This window comes from Streptomyces sp. NRRL S-920 (assembly GCF_000717945.1).
In the GTDB taxonomy this organism is placed as follows: Bacteria; Actinomycetota; Actinomycetes; order Streptomycetales; family Streptomycetaceae; genus Streptomyces; species Streptomyces alboniger.
Genome location: NZ_JODF01000041.1, coordinates 43,468 through 62,412 on the forward strand (window position 1 = coordinate 43,468; position 18,945 = coordinate 62,412).

General features: G+C 67.2%; 16 protein-coding genes and 1 pseudogene. 7 read left to right on the forward strand and 10 right to left on the reverse strand.

Features of this window, described 5'->3' with window-relative positions; genetic code table 11:
- Window positions 1-39: 39 nt before the first annotated feature.
- From IG54_RS0125920 to IG54_RS40565, 5 genes and pseudogenes are all read right to left on the reverse strand, one after another.
- Entirely contained in the window at window positions 40-414 is a 375-nt protein-coding gene (locus IG54_RS0125920; RefSeq protein WP_030789170.1) for a CBS domain-containing protein, read from the reverse strand.
- Between the two features lie 50 nt (window positions 415-464).
- Window positions 465-1,922, reverse strand: coding sequence for a DEAD/DEAH box helicase (locus tag IG54_RS0125925; protein ID WP_030789173.1), 1,458 nt, complete (start codon window positions 1,920-1,922; stop codon window positions 465-467).
- Window positions 1,923-2,124: 202 nt separating this feature from the next.
- On the reverse strand, window positions 2,125-2,328 hold the full coding sequence (locus IG54_RS0125930) for a cold-shock protein (protein WP_030789175.1): 204 nt from the start codon (window positions 2,326-2,328) through the stop codon (window positions 2,125-2,127).
- Window positions 2,329-2,719: 391 nt separating this feature from the next.
- A pseudogene (locus IG54_RS40560) lies at window positions 2,720-3,531 on the reverse strand (IS5 family transposase).
- 42 nt (window positions 3,532-3,573) lie between these two features.
- Complete coding sequence (locus IG54_RS40565) at window positions 3,574-3,849, reverse strand: hypothetical protein (protein ID WP_078594509.1); 276 nt, start codon at window positions 3,847-3,849, stop codon at window positions 3,574-3,576.
- Between the two features lie 152 nt (window positions 3,850-4,001).
- On the opposite strand from IG54_RS40565, the gene hsdR reads away from it, so the two are divergent.
- The 5 genes from hsdR to IG54_RS42175 all read left to right on the forward strand — a co-directional run bounded on the left by hsdR (window position 4,002) and on the right by IG54_RS42175 (window position 10,832).
- The gene (gene hsdR, locus IG54_RS0125940) at window positions 4,002-6,524 is read left to right on the forward strand and encodes an EcoAI/FtnUII family type I restriction enzme subunit R (RefSeq protein ID WP_037897718.1); all 2,523 of its coding nucleotides are present in this window, start codon (window positions 4,002-4,004) and stop codon (window positions 6,522-6,524) included.
- A gap of 103 nt (window positions 6,525-6,627) precedes the next feature.
- On the forward strand, window positions 6,628-7,227 hold the full coding sequence (locus IG54_RS0125945; RefSeq protein ID WP_030789180.1) for a type IV toxin-antitoxin system AbiEi family antitoxin domain-containing protein: 600 nt from the start codon (window positions 6,628-6,630) through the stop codon (window positions 7,225-7,227).
- Window positions 7,224-8,165, forward strand: coding sequence for a nucleotidyl transferase AbiEii/AbiGii toxin family protein (locus tag IG54_RS0125950; RefSeq protein ID WP_078594511.1), 942 nt, complete (start codon window positions 7,224-7,226; stop codon window positions 8,163-8,165). The genes IG54_RS0125945 and IG54_RS0125950 overlap by 4 nt, the downstream gene beginning before the upstream one ends.
- Window position 8,166: 1 nt before the next feature.
- Window positions 8,167-9,681 (forward strand): HsdM family class I SAM-dependent methyltransferase, encoded by a 1,515-nt coding sequence (locus tag IG54_RS0125955; protein ID WP_030789188.1) that lies wholly within the window; start codon window positions 8,167-8,169, stop codon window positions 9,679-9,681.
- Window positions 9,678-10,832, forward strand: a complete 1,155-nt coding sequence (locus IG54_RS42175; protein ID WP_158708930.1) for a hypothetical protein — start codon at window positions 9,678-9,680, stop codon at window positions 10,830-10,832. Before IG54_RS0125955 ends, IG54_RS42175 begins: the two co-directional genes overlap by 4 nt.
- Before the next feature lie 5 nt (window positions 10,833-10,837).
- Here the strand turns inward: IG54_RS42175 and IG54_RS0125965 are convergent, their stop codons facing one another.
- From IG54_RS0125965 to ychF, 3 genes are all read right to left on the reverse strand, one after another.
- Window positions 10,838-11,506 (reverse strand): JAB domain-containing protein, encoded by a 669-nt coding sequence (locus IG54_RS0125965; protein ID WP_030789195.1) that lies wholly within the window; start codon window positions 11,504-11,506, stop codon window positions 10,838-10,840.
- Between the two features lie 16 nt (window positions 11,507-11,522).
- Window positions 11,523-13,244 (reverse strand): GmrSD restriction endonuclease domain-containing protein, encoded by a 1,722-nt coding sequence (locus tag IG54_RS0125970; protein WP_078594513.1) that lies wholly within the window; start codon window positions 13,242-13,244, stop codon window positions 11,523-11,525.
- Window positions 13,245-13,546: 302 nt separating this feature from the next.
- Window positions 13,547-14,635, reverse strand: coding sequence for a redox-regulated ATPase YchF (ychF, locus tag IG54_RS0125975; RefSeq protein ID WP_030789200.1), 1,089 nt, complete (start codon window positions 14,633-14,635; stop codon window positions 13,547-13,549).
- A 225-nt stretch (window positions 14,636-14,860) separates the two neighbouring features.
- On the opposite strand from ychF, the gene IG54_RS0125980 reads away from it, so the two are divergent.
- On the forward strand, window positions 14,861-15,523 hold the full coding sequence (locus IG54_RS0125980; protein ID WP_078594515.1) for a DUF6542 domain-containing protein: 663 nt from the start codon (window positions 14,861-14,863) through the stop codon (window positions 15,521-15,523).
- 109 nt (window positions 15,524-15,632) lie between these two features.
- Here IG54_RS0125980 and ppgK read toward each other — a convergent pair whose 3' ends face one another.
- Together ppgK and IG54_RS0125990 are read right to left on the reverse strand one after the other, a co-directional pair.
- On the reverse strand, window positions 15,633-16,376 hold the full coding sequence (gene ppgK / locus IG54_RS0125985; protein WP_030789204.1) for a polyphosphate--glucose phosphotransferase: 744 nt from the start codon (window positions 16,374-16,376) through the stop codon (window positions 15,633-15,635).
- Window positions 16,377-16,425: 49 nt separating this feature from the next.
- Complete coding sequence (locus tag IG54_RS0125990) at window positions 16,426-17,418, reverse strand: 4-hydroxy-3-methylbut-2-enyl diphosphate reductase (RefSeq protein WP_199809591.1); 993 nt, start codon at window positions 17,416-17,418, stop codon at window positions 16,426-16,428.
- A gap of 87 nt (window positions 17,419-17,505) precedes the next feature.
- On the opposite strand from IG54_RS0125990, the gene IG54_RS0125995 reads away from it, so the two are divergent.
- Entirely contained in the window at window positions 17,506-18,897 is a 1,392-nt protein-coding gene (locus IG54_RS0125995) for an APC family permease (RefSeq protein ID WP_078594517.1), read from the forward strand.
- Window positions 18,898-18,945 lie beyond the last annotated feature (48 nt).

An 18,945-nucleotide genomic window follows, 5' to 3' on the forward strand; every position in this document is an offset into this window, starting at 1 on the left:
GGAAGGAGAAGGGGAGTAATTCCGCCGCCGTGAGGCGGTTCAGCGAGCAAGGACGAGAACGTCCGGAACGCCGCCCTCCGCGCTGTCGGCCATCACCGGCACGGACGCCGGCACCGGCACCGGCGAGGTGAACGGCTCACGGAGGTCGGGAATGTCGCGGAGCTGCACCCGGTCGGTGTACGCGGAGCCGTCCCGGACGGCCACGAGCCGGGCCCGGGTGACCAGTCCGGTGCACAGACCGTCGTCGTCACAGACGAGCAGGTGCTCGGTGCGGGCGCCGGCCATGACGGACAGGGCCACCTCGACGGTCATGTCGTCACCGACCCGCGGCCCTGCCGGGTCGATGGCGTCGGCCACCGTCCCGTGCACGGGAGTGGCATCCGCCGAGCGGTGCTGCGTCTGAACCAGCGTCAAAAGGTGCCTCCTGCGGAGATGGGTCAACTTCCCGAACACGAAGGGGTTGGTCAGGCCGCCGCGTCGAAGGTGGTCTGCCGTACGACCGCGCGCCGCGAGGCCGAGGCGGGGCTGCGCCGGCCGCGGGAGGCGGCACCGCGCTTACGCCGCTCGGTTACCGGCGCGGTGATCGTCACGGGGATGCCGGAGGGAGCCTGGGCGCCGGTGATCCGGCTGAGCGCCTCTTCGCCGGAGCGCACCTGGGTGGCCTGGGGGACGATGCCGGCGGCGGCCATGAGACGGGTCATGTCGCGGCGCTGGCCCGGGGTGACCAGGGTGACGACGCTGCCGGACTCCCCGGCCCGCGCGGTGCGGCCGCCGCGGTGGAGGTAGTCCTTGTGGTCGGTCGGCGGGTCGACGTTGACGACGAGGTCGAGGTTGTCGACGTGGATGCCGCGCGCCGCGACGTTCGTCGCGACGAGCACGGTGACGTGCCCGGTCTTGAACTGGGCCAGGGTCCGGGTGCGCTGCGGCTGCGACTTCCCGCCGTGCAGGGCGGCGGCCCGCACCCCGCTGTTCAGCAGGTCCTGCGTCAGCCGGTCGACGCCGTGCTTGGTGTCCAGGAACATGATCACCCGGCCCTCGCGCGCCGCGATCTCGGTCGTCGTCCGGTGCTTGTCGGCGCCGTGGACGTGCAGGACGTGGTGCTCCATGGTCGTGACGGCGCCCGCGGAGGGGTCGACGGAGTGGACGACCGGGTCGGTGAGGTAGCGACGCACCAGCAGGTCGACGTTGCGATCCAGGGTGGCCGAGAACAGCATCCGCTGCCCCTCGGGCCGCACCTGGTCCAGGAGCGCGGTGACCTGGGGCATGAAGCCCATGTCGGCCATCTGGTCGGCCTCGTCGAGGACGGTGATCGCGACCTGGTTCAGTCGGCACTCGCCCCGGTCGATGAGGTCCTTGAGGCGCCCCGGCGTCGCGACGACGACCTCGGCACCACGGCGCACCGAGCTGACCTGCCTGCTGATCGGCATCCCGCCGACGACGGTGGCGAGGCGCAGGCTCACCGATCGGGCGTAGGGGGTGAGCGCGTCGGTCACCTGCTGTGCCAGTTCGCGTGTCGGTACGAGGATCAGGGCCAGCGGCTGGCAGGGCTCGGCGCGCTGTCCGGCGGTGCGGGCCAGCAGGGCCAGACCGAAGGCGAGGGTCTTGCCCGAGCCGGTGCGCCCGCGGCCGAGGACGTCGCGGCCCGCGAGGGTGTTGGGCAGGGTCGCGCCCTGGATCGGGAACGGGACGCGCATGCCCTGCGCGGCGAGCGAGGCGTGCAGCCGCTCGGGCAGGTCGAGGTCGGCGAACGCCTCGACGGCGGGCAGGGCGGGAGTGAGGGTCTTCGGCGGAGCGAACTCGGCGGAGGACGCTCCGGACCGCCGGCCGTAGCCACCGCCACGGCTGGGGCCACCCGAGCGGCTGGGCGCTCCGGTACGGCCGCGGGCGCGGGAGGAGCGATCGTTCGTACGTGCGGGGTTCATACAGAACCTTCCTTGATACGGCACGTATCAAGGAATTCCCGCAACGGAAGATCAGCGCAGGGAATTACAAGAACGGACCGAATGGAACGCGAAAGCAGACCCACTCTTGATGGATCCAACTCTTAAAGAAAAAGGGAATGCTCGCAGCTGGGGCCCGCACCCCGAGGGATGCGGGCCCCAGCTACGAAGTTCACTCAAGAAGTCAGACGGGAATAATATTCTCGGCCGTCGGACCCTTCTGGCTCGGCATGATGTCGAAGGTGACCTTCTGCCCTTCGAGCAGCTCACGGAAGCCCTGGGCGGCGATGTTCGAGAAGTGGGCGAACACATCGGCGCCGCCACCGTCCTGCTCGATGAAGCCGAAACCCTTGGCCGCGTTGAACCACTTCACAGTGCCGGATGCCATGTCGTATCTCCCTTGGGGCAGTACACCGGCCCCGTACGTCACGGATGCCGGGTCGCCGCGATGATGCCCCGCCCGGAGAACACCCGGAAATAAAAAACGCTTCCCACGTCAAAAATCCCGACGTAGGGCGTTCAAGTTTTTGGGAACCACAACTGCAACTGGGATCGACAATAGCACGCCGAAGCGCCCGGCGTACGAAAACTAATTTCACTCAACCACCCAAGCCAAACAGACTCCCCGCCCGAACCATTAAAGCCTCACCCGGCGACCACAGGTATCCCCCACCCCGCGAGCGAACGAGAGGTCGGATCCCCCAAGGCCGGACCCCTTCTGACCCGCGCGTATGGCGGCTCAGCGACCTGGTGCCAGGTCACCCGCTACACATTTAGAGTCATTTCAGTTGGCTCAGTCTGCGGTGGCAAATGAGAGTCGCGGCGATGGCAGTGAAGGCAAGGAAGTGTTCGGGCTCGCGCTCGTAGCGGCGGTGGAGTCGTCGGCAGCGGGACAGTCAGGACACAGGCCGCTCCATGACCCAGCGGTGTCGGCCCAGACGCTGGAGTGAGTCTCTGCCCTTGCGGGCCAGGCGGTGCCGGATGCCACGGGAAGCCAGCCATTGTCGCAGGTGCCGATAGTCGTAGCCCTTGTCGCCCGTGCAGCCTGCCGGGGCGCCGGCGCCACGGGCCACGGTGGGAGCGAATGGGCGGGATGCCGCGGACCAGCGGGGTGAGGGCCTGGCTGTCGTCAAGGTTCGCGGCGGAGATGCCGATCGACAGGTGCAACCCTCGACGGTCGACGATCAGGTGGATTTTCGACCCGTTCTTGCCGCGGTCGGTCGGATTCGGTCCCGTCAGCTGCCCCCCCCTGGAGAGCGCGGACGCTGACCGAGTCGATCGCGCATCGCGACCAGTCCGCGCCAGCCGAGCTGATCCAGGACCATGCAGGGGAGCTTGGCCCACACCCTGGCCTTGGACCACTCGGTGAACCGGCGGAAGGCGGGCACTCCCCACAGCCCGAAGACCGGTGGCAGTTGGTTCCAGGTGCGCCCTGACGTGGCCACGAAGATAATCGCGGCCAGCACCTCACGGTCTCCTCACCTGCGGTGACCGCCACCCTGCAAGGCGAACGGGTGCCGGTCGGCACCACCCGCTGCAACAACTCCCGCAGGCCTTCCGGCGCCAACCGCTCGACGAGCGGAGCAGTCATCGCCCCAGACCGCCGCAAGATCACGCCAACTGAAATGGCGTCTTAGCCGAAGCTCCACGATGAAGCGTTGACCTGCAGAAATGCGCGGGCACCCAGCACCGATCCAGCACCGTCGAAACTTATCCAGCGCATCCAGTCCGTCACACTGCGGACGGAGTCACTCCGAGTCTGCCACGACTGGGCGGAACGATCCCATGCTTCGGTCAGGTGGCTGTAGATGTCCACGGTCGCCTTGATCGGCTTGTGGCCGAGCCAACGAGAGACCTCGTGTCTCAGGACACCGTTTGCCAACACAGCCGAAGCGAAGAAGTGCCGCAACGAGTGCGGGGGTTCGCGGAGCGCCGGTCAGCCCGGTCACGGGCTCCTGTGATACTGCCGAACTGGCAGTTCCAAGGGCAAAACCGGCCGGAGCAGTGTCTGATTCCGCCCTCCCGGCCCAACTGTCAGAGGCATGCAGTAAATCTAGTCCCATGACCTTCGGTTCGAATCAGTTGACCGAGGACGAGACCTGCAAGCGGTTCGTCCTTCCGGCACTCGCGGCCTCCGGATGGGCCACTCGGCAGATCAGGTCCCAGTACGGGATCAACAACGGTCAACTTGTGCCGACCAAGAGGCGTCACCGCAAGGGAAGGCCGCTGGTCGCCGACTATGTCCTGGAGTACGTCGCGGACGTTCCAATCGCCGTGGTGGAGGCCAAGCGATACCGATTCAGCGCGGAGAACGGGGTGGAGCAGGCGCGGCGGTACGCGCGCAAGCTGGGGCTGAGATTCGCCTACGCCACCAACGGCCGTGAGATCGTGGAGATCGACTTCAGCGACCCGAAGCGGCCGGTGATCCGGGATATCCAGGAGTTCCCCTCCCCGCAGGAGCTCTGGGGGCGGTTCCTTCAGGACCAGGGTGTGAATGACACACCGCTCGGCGAGCGACTGCTCTCGACCCCGTACGACTACACGCTGCGCAACTCCGACAGCACATCCCAGCGGCCGCGCTACTACCAGCGGGTGGCCGTAACAAGGGCCTTGGCCGCTCTGGCCCGCGACGAGCGGCGCATCCTGCTCGTCCTGGCGACGGGCACGGGCAAGACCATGCTCGCGCTCCAACTGGTGGCGCGGCTGATGAACGCTCCCGAGGCCTTCGGCGGCCGGAAGCCACGTGTGCTGTACCTCGCGGACCGCAACATACTCGTCGACGATCCCAAAGACCGTTACTTCCAAGAGGTATTCGGCAAGGACGACGTCCACAAGATCACGGGAGGCGATGCCAAGCGCGGACGGAAGGTCTACTTCGCCCTCTATCAGACCCTGGAGCAGGGTGCGCCGGGAGAAGAGCTCTACCAGGAGTACCCGGAGGACTACTTCGACATCGTCATCGTGGACGAGTGCCACCGGGGGAGCGCCGCCAGTGACGGCCGCTGGCGGAGGATTCTCCAGCACTTCTCGCCGGCTGTGCAGATCGGCCTCACGGCCACGCCGGTCGCCGATGACAGGCGGAAGACGGACACGTACGAGTACTTCGGCAACCCGGTCTTCACGTACTCACTCAAGGACGGTATCGAGGACGGATTCCTCTCGCCGTACCGACTGCGCAGGGTCCGGTTGAACGTGGACGTGGAGGGCTACCGGCCGCAGCCGGGTGAGAAGGACATCTACGACCGGGAGATCCCCGACAATCTCTACGGCCCCAAGGACTACGAACGGGTCATGGTGATCCTCGAGCGGACCGAGTTGGCGGCGCGGTACCTCCTCGACCATCTGCGCGCCACTGCTGAGGAGGGGCGGCTCGGCAAGACCCTCGTCTTCTGTGAGAACAACGACCACGCGGCCCGTATGCGGACCGCGCTGTTCAACGCCGCCCCCGAGGAGGTCGCCATGCTCCCGGACTTCGTGCGGCGCATAGTGGGAGACGACGGTTCGCACGGTGGCGAGGCGCTGGAGGAGTTCCGCAAGGCAGACAGCAACGAGCCGGTCATCGCGGTGACATCGAAACTGCTGTCGACAGGAGTGGACATGCCTCCCGTACGGAACGTGGTTTTGTTCCGGCGCATGGCCTCCATGCCGGAGTTCAAGCAGGTCATCGGCAGGGGCACTCGACTCTGCCCGGAGATCGACAAGGAGTCGTTCGACATCATCGACTTCGTCGAGGCGTCGCGCCTCTTCGACGATCCGGCCTTCGACGGGCCACCGCTCAAGGTGGTCCGGGACTGGACCGACGATCAGGGTGCCGTGGTGGACTCAGAGGATCTGACCCCTGCGCCTGAGTCTGAGCAGGATACGGAAGCCGAGTCCGCCGCTGAGCCGCAGGCGGAGTACACGCAGCAGGGCGGTGGGGCCTTCGACGCTGACGGCGACTCCGTGGGCGGAGCACAGGACGGCGACATCACCGACAACGAGGAGATCGAGAGGATTCTTTCTCGCTCCAGAGACCGGTACACGGTCAAGGATGTCGACGTCTATAAAGTGGGTGAGCTGCGGTACATCCTCAAGGACGACGGAAAGCGACTCCAACTGGTGACCGTGCAGCAGTGGGTGCACGACCGGGTACTGGAACTCGATCTCGACCCGGCCCAGTTGCGTACTCAGTGGGCGCAGGCGAAGAGCCGTGCCGCTCTGATGGCAGCCCTGAAGTCGGCGCAGATCGACGTCGAGCGCCTGCCCGAGGAGTTGGGCATGCGCGAAGTGGACCCCGTGGACCTGCTGGTGTCCGTGGCCTGGGAGGGGCTCGCCGTGGTGAGCCGCGACGAACGACTGACGTGGTTCCGCCGGGAGCACGCGGAGTTCCTGGACTCCTTCGGGGACCGGGCCAGGGAGGTGCTCGAAGCAATGCTCCTCAAGTTCGAGGAGTCCGGGTCGCCGCAGCTGAAGGTGGAGACGCTCAGGGTGCCGCCGTTCACCGAGATGGGAAGGGTGGCCGAGCTGACCAGCCGGTTCGGAGAGCCGGGGAAGGCGCATCAGGCCATCGACGATCTGGCGGCCCGCCTGCTCACCGCGGTCTAACTTGCGACCAGGAGTAAAAGCATAAGATGACTTTACTTTGATGTTGAAACGGCGCATCGAAGTAAAGTCATCTTTGTGTTTCACGTACTGCTACGCTGGGGATGTGCTCAGAGATCGTACGGACACCCGGGCTCTGCTCTGGCGGATCGCCGCCGGACAGCGGGGGTACTTCACCGCTGCTCAGGCCCGGGAGGCGGGGTACTCGTACCAGGCCCAGCGCTACCACGCGCAGCACGGCAACTGGCTCGCGGTCGACCGGGCCATCTACCGCTTCCGCGAGTTCGCGGACCTTCCGAGCGAAGGCGACGAGCAGTTCGTTCGCTGGTCGCTGTGGAGCAGGGGCCGCGCGGTCATCTCCCACGCCAGCGCACTGGCAGCCCATGATCTGGGGGTGGCCAACCCCTCCCGCATCCATCTCACCGTGCCGCGCGCCTTCCGACAGACCACGGCCGCGGTGATCCTGCACCGAGCCGATCTCGCCGGCGGAGACAGTGAGGGGCGTAACGGATACCGGGTGACGACGCCGCTGAGGGCGCTGGCGGAGAGTGCTGCCGACGGGGAGGATCAGGACGTACTCGAATCCGCGGTCTCCGAGGCCCTGGAGCGCGGAATGATCACCCGTCGGAAGCTGCTGCACGCTGCCCAGCTCTGCGGACCACGGTCCGAGCTGGGGATCGAGCGCGCGCTCGGAGCTCTGTCGTGACCGGGCGATACCGGGATGCGGCGGACCTGAGGAGGGCGCTGGAGGCGCGACTCAAGCAGGAGGCCGCCGAGACCGGTACGGACCTGGCTCGACGCCGGCGGCTGGTCGTCTTCGACCGCCTCGCGGCGCGGCTGGCCGAGGACCGCGCTGGCGGCTGGGTGCTGAAGGGCGGTGCCGTCATGGAGTTCCGCTTCACCGGGCGCGCGCGCACCACCAAGGACCTCGACCTGGCCGTACGGCCTGAGCCGGTCGGCGGATGTCTTGACGGGGATGCGGTCCGCGACCTGCTCATCGAGGCTCTGGACCGCGACCTCGACGCCGACGGATTCCGGTTCCGTGTCGCCGCGCCGGTGGGGCTGAAGGCAGACGTCGCCGGACGGGGTGGGTGGCGCTTCTCCGTCGAGGCGCACCTGGCGGGGAAAGTCTTCGCCGGTGTCAGGGTGGACGTGGTCGACCGTGGCGAGGAGATCACACTCACCGAGCGCCTGCCCCTCCCCAACACTCTGGAGTTCGCCGGGGCACCGGCGCGTGCAATCGAGGCGGTCGACCGGCGTCAGCACTTCGCGGAGAAGCTCCACGCGCTCACGCGCGACTACGGCGATCGGCCCAATACCCGGGTCAAGGACCTGGTGGACCTCGTGCTCCTGATCGAGAGCGGGCTCTCCGGCGACATGGACCTTTTGAAGGCCGTGCGACACGTGTTCGCGGTACGGGCCACACACGAGGTTCCCCTCCTGCTTCCTGACCCGCCGCCGCGATGGCGGGACGACTATCCGGAGATCGCCGGGGAGTTGGCGACCGGCATTCCACCGACCCTCGACGCCGCGATGGCCTTGGTCCGCGAGCTGTGGGCCCGGACGCTTGCCGAGGACGCGGGGAAGGACGACGGAGACACCGCATTTCCGGGACGGAACGAACAGAAGGACCAACTGAACTGACATGGCAACGACCAGAAGGAAAGCGGCGGAGAAGGCACCCGTCACCACTCAGGCTCGCCTCGCGTCCCTGATCAAGTCCGCGCGCGACACCATGCGCAAGGACGCCGGCATGAACGGCGACCTGGACCGATTGCCGCAGTTGTCCTGGCTCCTGTTCCTCAAGGCGTTCGAGGAGCGCGTCGAGGAAGAGGGCGAGGCACTGGACCCGGGCGGATACCGCCGGGCGATCGAGAAGCCTTACCGCTGGACGGACTGGGCGACGGACGAGGACCTCAGCGGCAACGAGCTGAAGACCTTCGTCAACGACGAGCTCATCCCATACCTGGCGGGCCTGGACAGGGAGGCCGATCGGGGGGCGGAGGACCCGCGTAACGTCATCTCGCTGATCTTCAAGGACGTCGTCAACCGCATGCAATCGGGCACGCTGCTGCGTGACCTTGTGAACATCGTCAACAAGATCCACTTTGTCTCGCACGACGACATTCACACCATGGCGTTCGTCTACGAGTCGATCCTGCGGGAGATGCGCGACGCTGCCGGCGACTCCGGCGAGTTCTACACCCCGCGCCCCGTCAACCGCTTCATGGTGCGGCAGTCGTTCCTCGAACTCGGCGAGACGATCCTCGACCCGGCCTGCGGGACCGGCGGATTCCTGGTGCAGGCCCACGAGGAACTGGAGGGGAGGGTCAAGACCGAGACACAGCAGCGTGAGCTTCACGCGAACCTCAAGGGCATCGAGAAGAAGCCGCTGCCATATCTGCTGGCCTCGATGAACCTGCTCCTCCACGGCGTGCACGCCCCCCGCCTCCGCCGGGAGAACGCGCTCCTCACCATGCGCAACACACAGGCGGCGGACAAGGTCGACGTGGTCCTCACTAACCCGCCGTTCGGCGGGGAGGAGGAGTCGTCAGTCGTCACGGCCTTCCCGTCCGCCTTCCAGACGCAGGAGACGGCCTGGCTCTTCCTGTACTCGATCCTGGACCAGCTGAAGCTGGGCGGCCGCTGCGCGATCGTCCTGCCGAACGGCTCTCTCTTCGCCTCTGGCGAGAACTCGATCGGCGCGAAGATCAAGAAAAAGCTGATGAAGGAGTGCAATCTGCACACCGTCGTCCGCCTTCCCCAGGGCGTCTTCGCGCCCTACACCCAGATCCCGTCCAACATCCTCTTCTTCGAGAAGACCGGCCCCACACGAGACGTCTGGTTCTACGAGATCCCCCTCCCGGAGGGCCGCCGCGGTTACACCAAGACGAAGCCGCAGCAGCTGGAGGAATATGACGACTGTGTGGCCTGGTGGGGCGGCAAGTCCCGTGAGGGCCGCGAGGCGGGAGAGCGCGCGTGGTCGGTCCCAGCGGTGGAGATCATCGCGGACGGCTATAACCTCGATCGCGCCAACCCGCACATCGGGGATGAGCTGGCTCATCGCACTCCGGAGGAGCTGGTGGACGAGCTGGTGAAGACGGAGTCGGCGATTCTCAAAACGCTCGAGGAGCTGCGGGCGAAGCTGGAGAAGAAGTGACCGAGCTCACTGAGTACGCGGTTGAAGACGTCATCACGCTTGTACGTAGACCGATCCGGCCTGCGGTAGGAGAGACCTACCGCGAGATCGGCCTTCGCTCGTTTGGGAAAGGGATCTTCCATAAAGATCCCGTTACGGCCGAGGCGATCGGCGGAAAAAAGGTCTTCGAAATCCAACCAGGCGACCTCATCTTTAGCAACGTCTTCGCCTGGGAAGGGGCCGTAGCGATCGCTTCCGAGCAGGAAAAGGGCATGATCGGCTCACATCGGTTCATGACGCATGAGGTAAATTCGGAAATTGCCGATGCACGCTATTTGCTCCACTACTTCTACGGCGGCCCGGGACTAAATGTTATTCGCAGCGCGTCACCGGGATCAGCAGGGCGTAATAGAACACTTGGTACGCGCGCTTTCGCTACAAAACACATCCTGCTGCCCAGCCTGGGTGAGCAGCGGCGCATCGCCCGCAAGGTAGACCTTCTATTGATGGCGCAAGCAAAAGCGGCCATTCAGTCCCCGAGCATTGGGTATACCCAAAAGCTGGCAGTATCGGGGCTCGATAAGGTGCTTGGCCAGTGGGCAGAGGATTCTGTCCGCGTCGATAGCGTTTGCCAGCTGGTCAACGACACCGTCCACCCTGGAGCTGATCGCGGCAAGGCCACGGAATTCGTTGGGCTCGAGCACATCGCTCCGCACTTCGGTGTGCGTATCGGGTCGCGCCCCCTTGGCGAAGAAAAGGGGAGGAAGTTCCGATTTGCGCCCGGAGATATTCTGTATGGGTACCTCCGCCCCTACCTCAACAAGGTATGGCTCTCCGACCAGCACGGCTTGTGTAGCGTAGAGCAATACGTCTTGAGGCCCACGGGCGGGATGCCCGCAGAGCTAATTGCGGCCAGCCTTCGAAGCAAGAGAATCCTGGATGAGGTGCTTGGCGCGACTCACAACCTTCAGTTGCCCAGGCTGCGCTCGGGTCTGCTGCTCGCGATGGAAATCCCATTCATCCCGCCAGCCCATCAAGCCCAAGCCCTAGCGGATCTCAAACAGTTCGACGAGAAGGTCCGCAAACTCGCTCGCACACAGCAGCATCGGGATGAGGTGCTAGCAGCGCTGCGCCCCGCCATTCTTGACGCCGCCTTCTCCGGGCGCCTGTAGAGGGGTCAGTCGGCGGGGACCCTCCGCCACCCCGAATCCGTCACCACCACGTGGTCGAGGAACCGCAGGCCGACCGTCTCCGCCCCCGCCATAAGGCGGGATGTCGTGAGGCGGTCGGCCTCGCTCGGCGTCAGCCGTCCGGTGGGGTGGTTGTGGGCGACACCGAACGCGGCACCGCCGAGGGCGAGAACGCGGGCAAGGGTGTCGCGGACCGGGACGAGAGTGCGGTCGGACGCGCCGTCGGTGAGGACGGAGGTGCGGAGGACCGCACCTGCCCCGTCGCAGGTCACCAGAACCGCGCGTTCATGGCGCAAGCCACGGAGGAGAGGGCTCGCGACGGCTGCCAGGTCGGCGGAGCCGGAAATTCGCCGCAGGCCGGGAGCCTGCTGCACCGCCGCCCGCCGGCCCAACTGAAACGCCGCCGCGACCCGTGCCGCCTTCGCCGGGCCTACACCCGGCAGGCCGACGGCGAGCTCATGAGCAGGGACGCGCGAGAGCGCACACAGCCCGCCATGCCGGGCGATCAACCGTCCCGCCAGCTCCACGGCGTCCTGGCCGGCCAGGCCCGCCCCCAGCAGCAGTGCGAGAAGCTCTCGGTCGGACAGCGCCTCCGCGCCCCGGTCGAGCAGCCGTTCTCGTGGCCGATCCTGCGCCGGGACCTCCTTCATGCGCATGCCGATCAGGCCCGGCTCAGTCGACCGAGTCGCGGTCGAACGGCTCCGCGTCGTCAGGTACGGGATCGGGCTCTTCGGACTCCTCGGCGCCCATCGACGTGACGTCCGGCCTCGAGCCATTGCCGCCCTCGGCCGCCGATCCGATCAGGTCGATCAGACGCGCGTGCAGGGTCCGCGAGCGAGCCTTCAGGAAGCCCTCGTAGTCATCTCGCAGAGCAGCCTGGTAAGCGTCCTCCTCGACGAGACAGGTCCGCAGCCGAGCCCTCAGAGTGTCCTCGCCGTGCCAGTCGATCAAGTCCTTGAGATACACGGAGGGCGGAGAGTCGGAGACGATGTTGTTGGTGATCGCACTCAACATGATCAGATTTCCGCACACGTTCGCCCGAGCCGCGCTCACCCCGCGTCGCTTCAAAAAAGCGCGCGGGAAGAAGTGGTGGAACTGCTTGTCGTTCTGCCCGGCCAGCGCCTTGTCGGTGTCGATGGCCTGACCTGTGTTGAGGTCCACCGGCTTCTCGTACGACATCAGCAAGACGTGCAGCTTGGTTGGCGCGTTGGCGCGTGAGAACTGCGTCCGCTGCCAAAGCACGTCGCGCGGCAGGGCCGCCCCCGTCTCGATCTCCGTCGCCTGGCCGGTGGCGAAGGCGCTCACCGCGTCGAGGTCGGCCGTCATCTGAGACTCGCGCCAGCCCTTGAAGTACTCGCTGCTCGCCGTCAGCCAGAACCACCGTCCGATCGCCGCGTATTGATCGGCGGACGGCTTGGGGAGCTGCCGAAACAGCTCCACCAGGACCGCGAACTGGTTGTAGTACGGCAGAGCCTCGGCGCGGGGGGTCCGGATCTGGGTGAAGAGGAAGTCGACCGCTCGAGCGGCCGCTTTGCCGGCCTCGCTCACCGCGTCCTGCAACTCCGCGCGGTCGAGACGCCGCAGGTCCTGGATGGACTTCGTGGAGAACCCCAAGCCGGCGGCTGCAGAGATCGTGCGGAGCATCGTCTTGGTGTCGACTCGGCCGTACCGCTTCCGGTCGAGGACCTGCAGCAGCTGTTCGATCTCCTCCTTGAGGTCGAAGTCGCTCGACCAGGTCCCGGCTCGCACGAGATCGACGATGTCCATCCTCGTGCCCGTGCTGTTGATCCTCTCGAAGATGCGGGCCGAGTCCTCCTCCGTGACCTCAAGCATGGTCACGACCGGTACCTGATACCCGCGGAACTGATCGCTCAGTGCCTGAGCGCGCCGCACGTGCTCGTCCGTCGGTTTATCCCTCAGCACCCACGCCATCATCGAGCCCGCTGAGTCCAGGTCGCGCACGGGGATGATGTGCGCACCGGTCGGGGTCTCCTCTGTGAGGTACAAGAACTCCTCACGGGCCAGGTCGAACCCGATCCTCCACCGTGCCCCCTCGCCGTGCATCGCGCCCACGAGGCTCGCCAGCCGCTGCTGTCCATCGATGACGTACTGCACCGGAGCGCCGGACACCTGCGGGACAGCGGTCAGTCCAGCAATCTCGTGACCGCTGGCCAGCCTCCGGTCGGACGTACGCCACATCAGCAAACTGCCGATGGGATAGTTCCGGCGAACCGAGTCCAGCAGATAGAGCACCTGTTCCGGCTCCCAGACGAACGCCCTCTGGTACTTCGGCAGAACGATCTCTCCGGACAGCACGCGGTGCGCGAGCGTCGAGATCGGCGCAATCGTCGGTTCGGGTGCTGTGACGCGCCCAGAACCCTGAGATGACCCCATTCCACCCCTCCATTTGTTGTGCCTGCTCGCCCGTGAGCTGTTGAGACGATCCTAGAAGTCAGCACTGACAATCCGTCGACCACGTCATGGACCGCGGCACAGGGACGCAGTCCGACTGCGTGCCAGCGTGCCGCACAGACACCCAGCACGAATCCAGCACGGTACGGATATGAGGAGTGGTGACGGGTGACGAGAGGTCAGAAAATCCAGCACGGTAAAAATCAAGGGGTCTGACCCCGAAGAGTCAGACCCCATTTGACCTGCACGTTTGCCAGATCAGTGACGTGGTGATAAGTCACCCGCTACACGTTGAACCGGAACTCCACCACATCCCCGTCCTGCATCACATACTCCTTACCCTCCATACGCGCCTTCCCCGCCGCCCGCGCGTCCGCCACCGAGCCCGTTTCGACCAGGTCGGCGAAGGAGATGACCTCGGCCTTGATGAAGCCCTTCTGGAAGTCGGTGTGGATGACGCCGGCCGCCTCGGGGGCCGTCGCGCCCTGCTTGATCGTCCAGGCTCGGGATTCCTTGGGGCCTGCCGTGAGGTAGGTCTGGAGGCCGAGGGTGCGGAAGCCTACGTGGGCCAGGGTGGCGAGGCCGGGCTCTTCCTGGCCCACCGACTGGAGGAGTTCGAGGGCCTCCTCGTCGTCCAGCTCGGCGAGGTCCGCCTCCAGCTTGGCGTTGAGGAAGATCGCCTCGGCGGGGGCGACCAGTGCGCGCTGCTCGGCCTTGAAGTCGTCGTCCGTCAGCTCGTCCTCGTCGACGTTGAAGACGTAGAGGAAGGGCTTGGTCGTGAGGAGGTGGAGGTCGTGGAGCAGCTCGGAGCGCTCCGCGCCCTGGACGATGCCCTGGGAGAAGAGCGTGTCGCCCTTCTCCAGGATCTCCTTGGCCTCTTCGACGGCCTTGACCTTCGGCGCGATGTCCTTCTTGATGCGCGACTCCTTCTGGAGGCGCGGCAGGACCTTCTCGATGGTCTGGAGGTCGGCGAGGATCAGCTCGGTGTTGATCGTCTCGATGTCGTCCTTGGGCGAGACCTTGCCGTCGACGTGGACGACGTTCTCGTCCTTGAAGGCGCGGATGACCTGGCAGATCGCGTCCGACTCGCGGATGTTCGCGAGGAACTTGTTGCCGAGGCCCTCGCCCTCGCTCGCGCCGCGCACGATGCCCGCGATGTCGACGAAGTCCACCGTCGCCGGGAGCACCTTCTGGGAGCTGAAGATTTTCGCCAGTTTGGTCAGGCGGGGGTCCGGGACGCCTACCACGCCGACGTTCGGCTCGATCGTCGCGAACGGGTAGTTGGCCGCAAGGACGTCGTTCTTGGTCAGGGCGTTGAACAGGGTCGACTTGCCGACATTGGGCAGACCGACGATTCCGATCGTGAGCGACACGTTGCGACTTCCCGTACGTCAGGGCTGGGTGGGGTGGTCCCCTCGTACCCGCGCTTCGTGCGTGCGCTTCGTACGTGGGCCGATCCACCAGTCTACGGCGTGCCGCAACCGGTCCCTCCGGACGGCCGCCCGCCCAGCCGTCTCGCTGTCGAACGGATGGCCAAGGTCACCCAAAGGGCGTGTCCCGCGCCTGATTCCGCGCGGAAGCCGACCTAGGTTGGTCCAGTGGAGCAACACAGGACGCGTCCCTCTCAGCCCGACCCGAAGGCCGCCGCGGCGGCCCGGCCCCGGCGGACCGCCCCGCTGCCCCCGCAGGGCGGGGCGGCCGGGCCCGGCACGGTGTACCGGGCCGCGGCCCGTCCGTGCCGTCCCGAGCCGCCGTTCGTCCGGGCGCTGCGCCGCTCCCCGCTGTACCGCAGACTGCGGCAGATGTCGCTGTACCGCAGGCTGCGGCAGATGCCGAACCCGCGGCTGACGGGGCTCGGCAGCGGTCTGTTCTGCGCCGCCGTGATGTTCGTGCTCGCCTGTCTGCTGCGGCTGCTGTTCGGCAGTTCCCTCGTCGCGTACGGCGTGCTGTTCGTGCCCGTGGCCGCGCTCACCGCGCTGTGGGTGCGCCCCGCCGACCTGGTCACCGCGCCGGTGGGCGTGCCGATCGCGTTCGCCGCCGGGATCCTGCCGATCTCCGGGGGCACCGGCGGGTTCGGCGGCCAGATCATGGGGCTCGTGACGTCGCTGGCGCTGCACGCGGGGTGGCTCTACGGAGGCACGCTCGTCGCCGGCGTGATCGCGACCGTGCGCAAGATCCGGCTGATGGCGCAGCGCCGCGAGCAGCCGCGTGCCGTGCCGCCCCGGCACCCGGGCGGCGGGAAGCGCGTCCCCGCCGCCTGACCGGTGGGCGGGCGGGCGAAAGAGCGGCATGGGCCGTACATATGTACGTACGGCTATGCCTCGCCACATATGTACGTACGGCTATGCCTCGCCACATACGTACGTACGGCTATGCCTCGCCCGCCGCCGCCATCGCCGCGCCCACGATGCCGGCGTTGTTCTGGAGCTGGGCCGGGACGATCTCCGCCTCGATGCCCTCGATCAGCGGCAGGAACTTGTGCGCCTTGCGGCTCACGCCGCCGCCGAGGATGAACAGTTCCGGTGAGAACAGCATCTCCACGTGCGCGAGGTACTTCTGGACGCGCCGCGCCCAGTGCTCCCAGCTCAGGTCCTCGTCCTCGCGCGCCTTGGAGGAGGCCTTCTTCTCCGCGTCGTGGCCGTGCAGCTCCAGGTGGCCCAGCTCGGTGTTCGGCACCAGGCGGCCGCCGGTGAACAGCGCGCTGCCGATGCCCGTGCCGAGCGTGAGCATCAGGACCGTGCCCGTGCGGCCCTGGCCCGCGCCGCGGTGCATCTCCGCGACGCCCGCCGCGTCCGCGTCGTTCAGGACGGTGACATCGGCCCCGCCGAGCCGGTCCGAGACCAGCTTGCGGATGTCCTTGCCGACCCAGCCCTTGTCGACGTTCGCGGCCGTGCGCGCCACGCCGTTGGTGATCACGCCGGGGAACGTGACCCCGACGTCCCCCGTCCAGCCGAAGTGCTCCACGACCTCCCGTACGCCCTCCACCACCGCGTCCGGCGTCGCCGGATGAGGGGTCAGGACCTTGTGCCGCTCCTGAGCCAGGTCTCCGCGATCCAGGTCAACGGGCGCGCCCTTGATCCCGGATCCGCCGATGTCCACACCGAAGATCTCCATGGCCCCACCGTACGACCCGCTCCGCGCCGTGACAGCTCCGACGGCCGACTCAGCGCCGTGACAGCTCCGCCGCCTCGGCGCGCAGGTCCCTGCGGAGTTCCTTGGGCAGCGAGAAGGTGATCGACTCCTCGGCCGTCTTCACCGTCTCCACGTCGCCGTAGCCCCGCTCGGCGAGCCATTCGATGACGCCGTCCACCAGGACGTCCGGCACGGACGCGCCCGAGGTCAGGCCGACCGTGGTGACGCCCTCAAGCCACGCCTCGTCGATCTCGTCGGCGTTGTCCACCAGGTGCGAGGCGGGGGCGCCGGCGTCGAGGGCGACCTCGACCATGCGGATGGAGTTCGAGGAGTTCTTGGAGCCGACGACGATGACGAGATCGGCGTCCTCGGCGAGCTTCTTCACCGCGATCTGGCGGTTCTGCGTGGCGTAGCAGATGTCGTCGCTGGGCGGCGAGAGCAGGTTCGGGAACTTGCCCTTCAGCGCGTCGACCGTCTCCATCGTCTCGTCGACGGAGAGCGTGGTCTGGGAGAGCCAGACGACCTTGTCCGGGTCGCGGACCTCGACGTTCGCCACGTCGTCGGGGCCGTCGACGAGCGTGATGTGCTCGGGCGCCTCACCGGACGTACCGATGACTTCCTCGTGGCCCTCGTGGCCGATCAGGAGGATGTCGTAGTCCTCCTTGGCGAACCGGACCGCCTCCTTGTGGACCTTGGTGACCAGCGGGCACGTCGCGTCGATCGTGGCGAGCTTGCGCTCGGCGGCCTCCGCGTGGACGGTCGGGGCCACGCCGTGCGCCGAGAACATCACGATGGAGCCCTCGGGGACCTCCGCCGTCTCGTCGACGAAGATGGCGCCCTTCTTCTCCAGGGTCTGCACCACGTACTTGTTGTGGACGATCTCGTGGCGGACGTAGATCGGGGCCCCGTACTGCTCCAGGGCCTTCTCGACGGCGATCACGGCACGGTCCACGCCCGCGCAGTAGCCACGGGGAGCGGCGAGCAGGACACGGCGGGAGCCAGGCGTTGCAGTCATGCCCCCCATCGTAAGGCCGCGTCCAGCGCGTCAAAGATCGCCGCGTTGGGGACACTGGAGGCTGCGTTGATCTCCCGCGTTGATCACGGAGGCACGATGTCCGGACAGTCCGCCCGTACGGGAGCCCCCTCCGAGGGCGGCGAGGCCGCCGAGCCCGCCGACGGCACGGGGCTGCGGCGCAGTCTCGGCTTCCGTGACCTCGTCGTCTACGGTCTGCTGTTCATCGCCCCCATGGCGCCGGTCGGTGTCTTCGGCACGCTCGACGCGAAGTCGCACGGCGCCGTCGCCCTCGTCTATCTGATCGCCACGGTCGCGATGGCGTTCACCGCTTTCAGCTACGCGCAGATGGTGCGAGTGGTGCCCCAGGCGGGATCCGTCTTCGCGTACGCGCGCGTGGGGCTCGGAAAGGGCCCCGGGTTCATCGCCGGGTGGATGGCGATGCTCGACTATCTGCTCATCCCGGCGGTGGCGTACCTCTTCTCCGGTATCGCCATGAACGCGCTGGTCCCCTCGGTGTCCCGGTGGGTGTGGACGGCGATCGCGGTGCTCATCACGACCGCGCTGAACCTGTGGGGGGTGCGGGCGGCCGCCCGGGTCGGCTTCGCGGTGCTCGCCATGGAGGTCGTGGTCCTCCTCGTGTTCGTCGTCGCGGCGGTGGTCGTCCTCGTCCAGGACGGGGCGCGGCGGGACTGGCTGTCGCCGCTGACGGGCGACGGCTCGCAGGGTGCTTTCGCGCTCTCGGCGGTGGTGGGCGCGGTGTCGATCGCCGTCCTGTCCTACCTGGGCTTCGACGCGATCGCCTCCTTCGCGGAGGAGGTGACGGGGGGCTCGGCGAAGGTCGCGCGGGCGGTGCTGTTCTGTCTGGCGCTCGCGGGTGTGCTCTTCGTCGCGCAGACGTATCTGGTGGCCCTCCTCGAACCGCTGTCCTCCGCCGAGCTGGCCGCGGAACCGGGCAAGCAGGGGACCGCCTTCTACGACGCCGTGGACTCGGCGGCCGGGTCGTGGCTGCACGATCTGGTGGCCGTCAGCAAGGCGATCGGCGCGGCGTTCGCGGCGCTCGCGGGGCAGGCGGCGGCGGGACGACTGCTCTTCGCGATGGCCCGGGACCGGCGGCTGCCGAAAGTCCTGTCCCGGACGGACTCCGGTACGCCGCGGGTCGCGCTGCTGTGCGCGGCAGTGGTGACGATGGTGGCGGCGGTGTGGGCGGCGCGGCGGGACGACGGTATGGACCACCTGGTGTCGGTGGTGGACATCGGCGCGCTGACGGCGTTTCTGCTGCTGCACGCGAGCGTGGTGGGCTGGTTCGCGGTACGGCACCGCGGGGGCGGGTTCAGCTGGTGGCGGCATCTGCTGATCCCTGTGCTGGGGGCGTTGATCGTGGTGGCCGTTATTTGGGAGGCGTCGGGGTCCGCGCAGGTCGTGGGGGCGGTTTGGCTTCTCGTGGGGCTGGTGGTGCTGGTTGCTCAGGGGGCTCGGCGGGTGTCCTAGGCGCCGCTTCGCGGCGAATCTCTCCCACCCACCCACCCACCCGTTTAC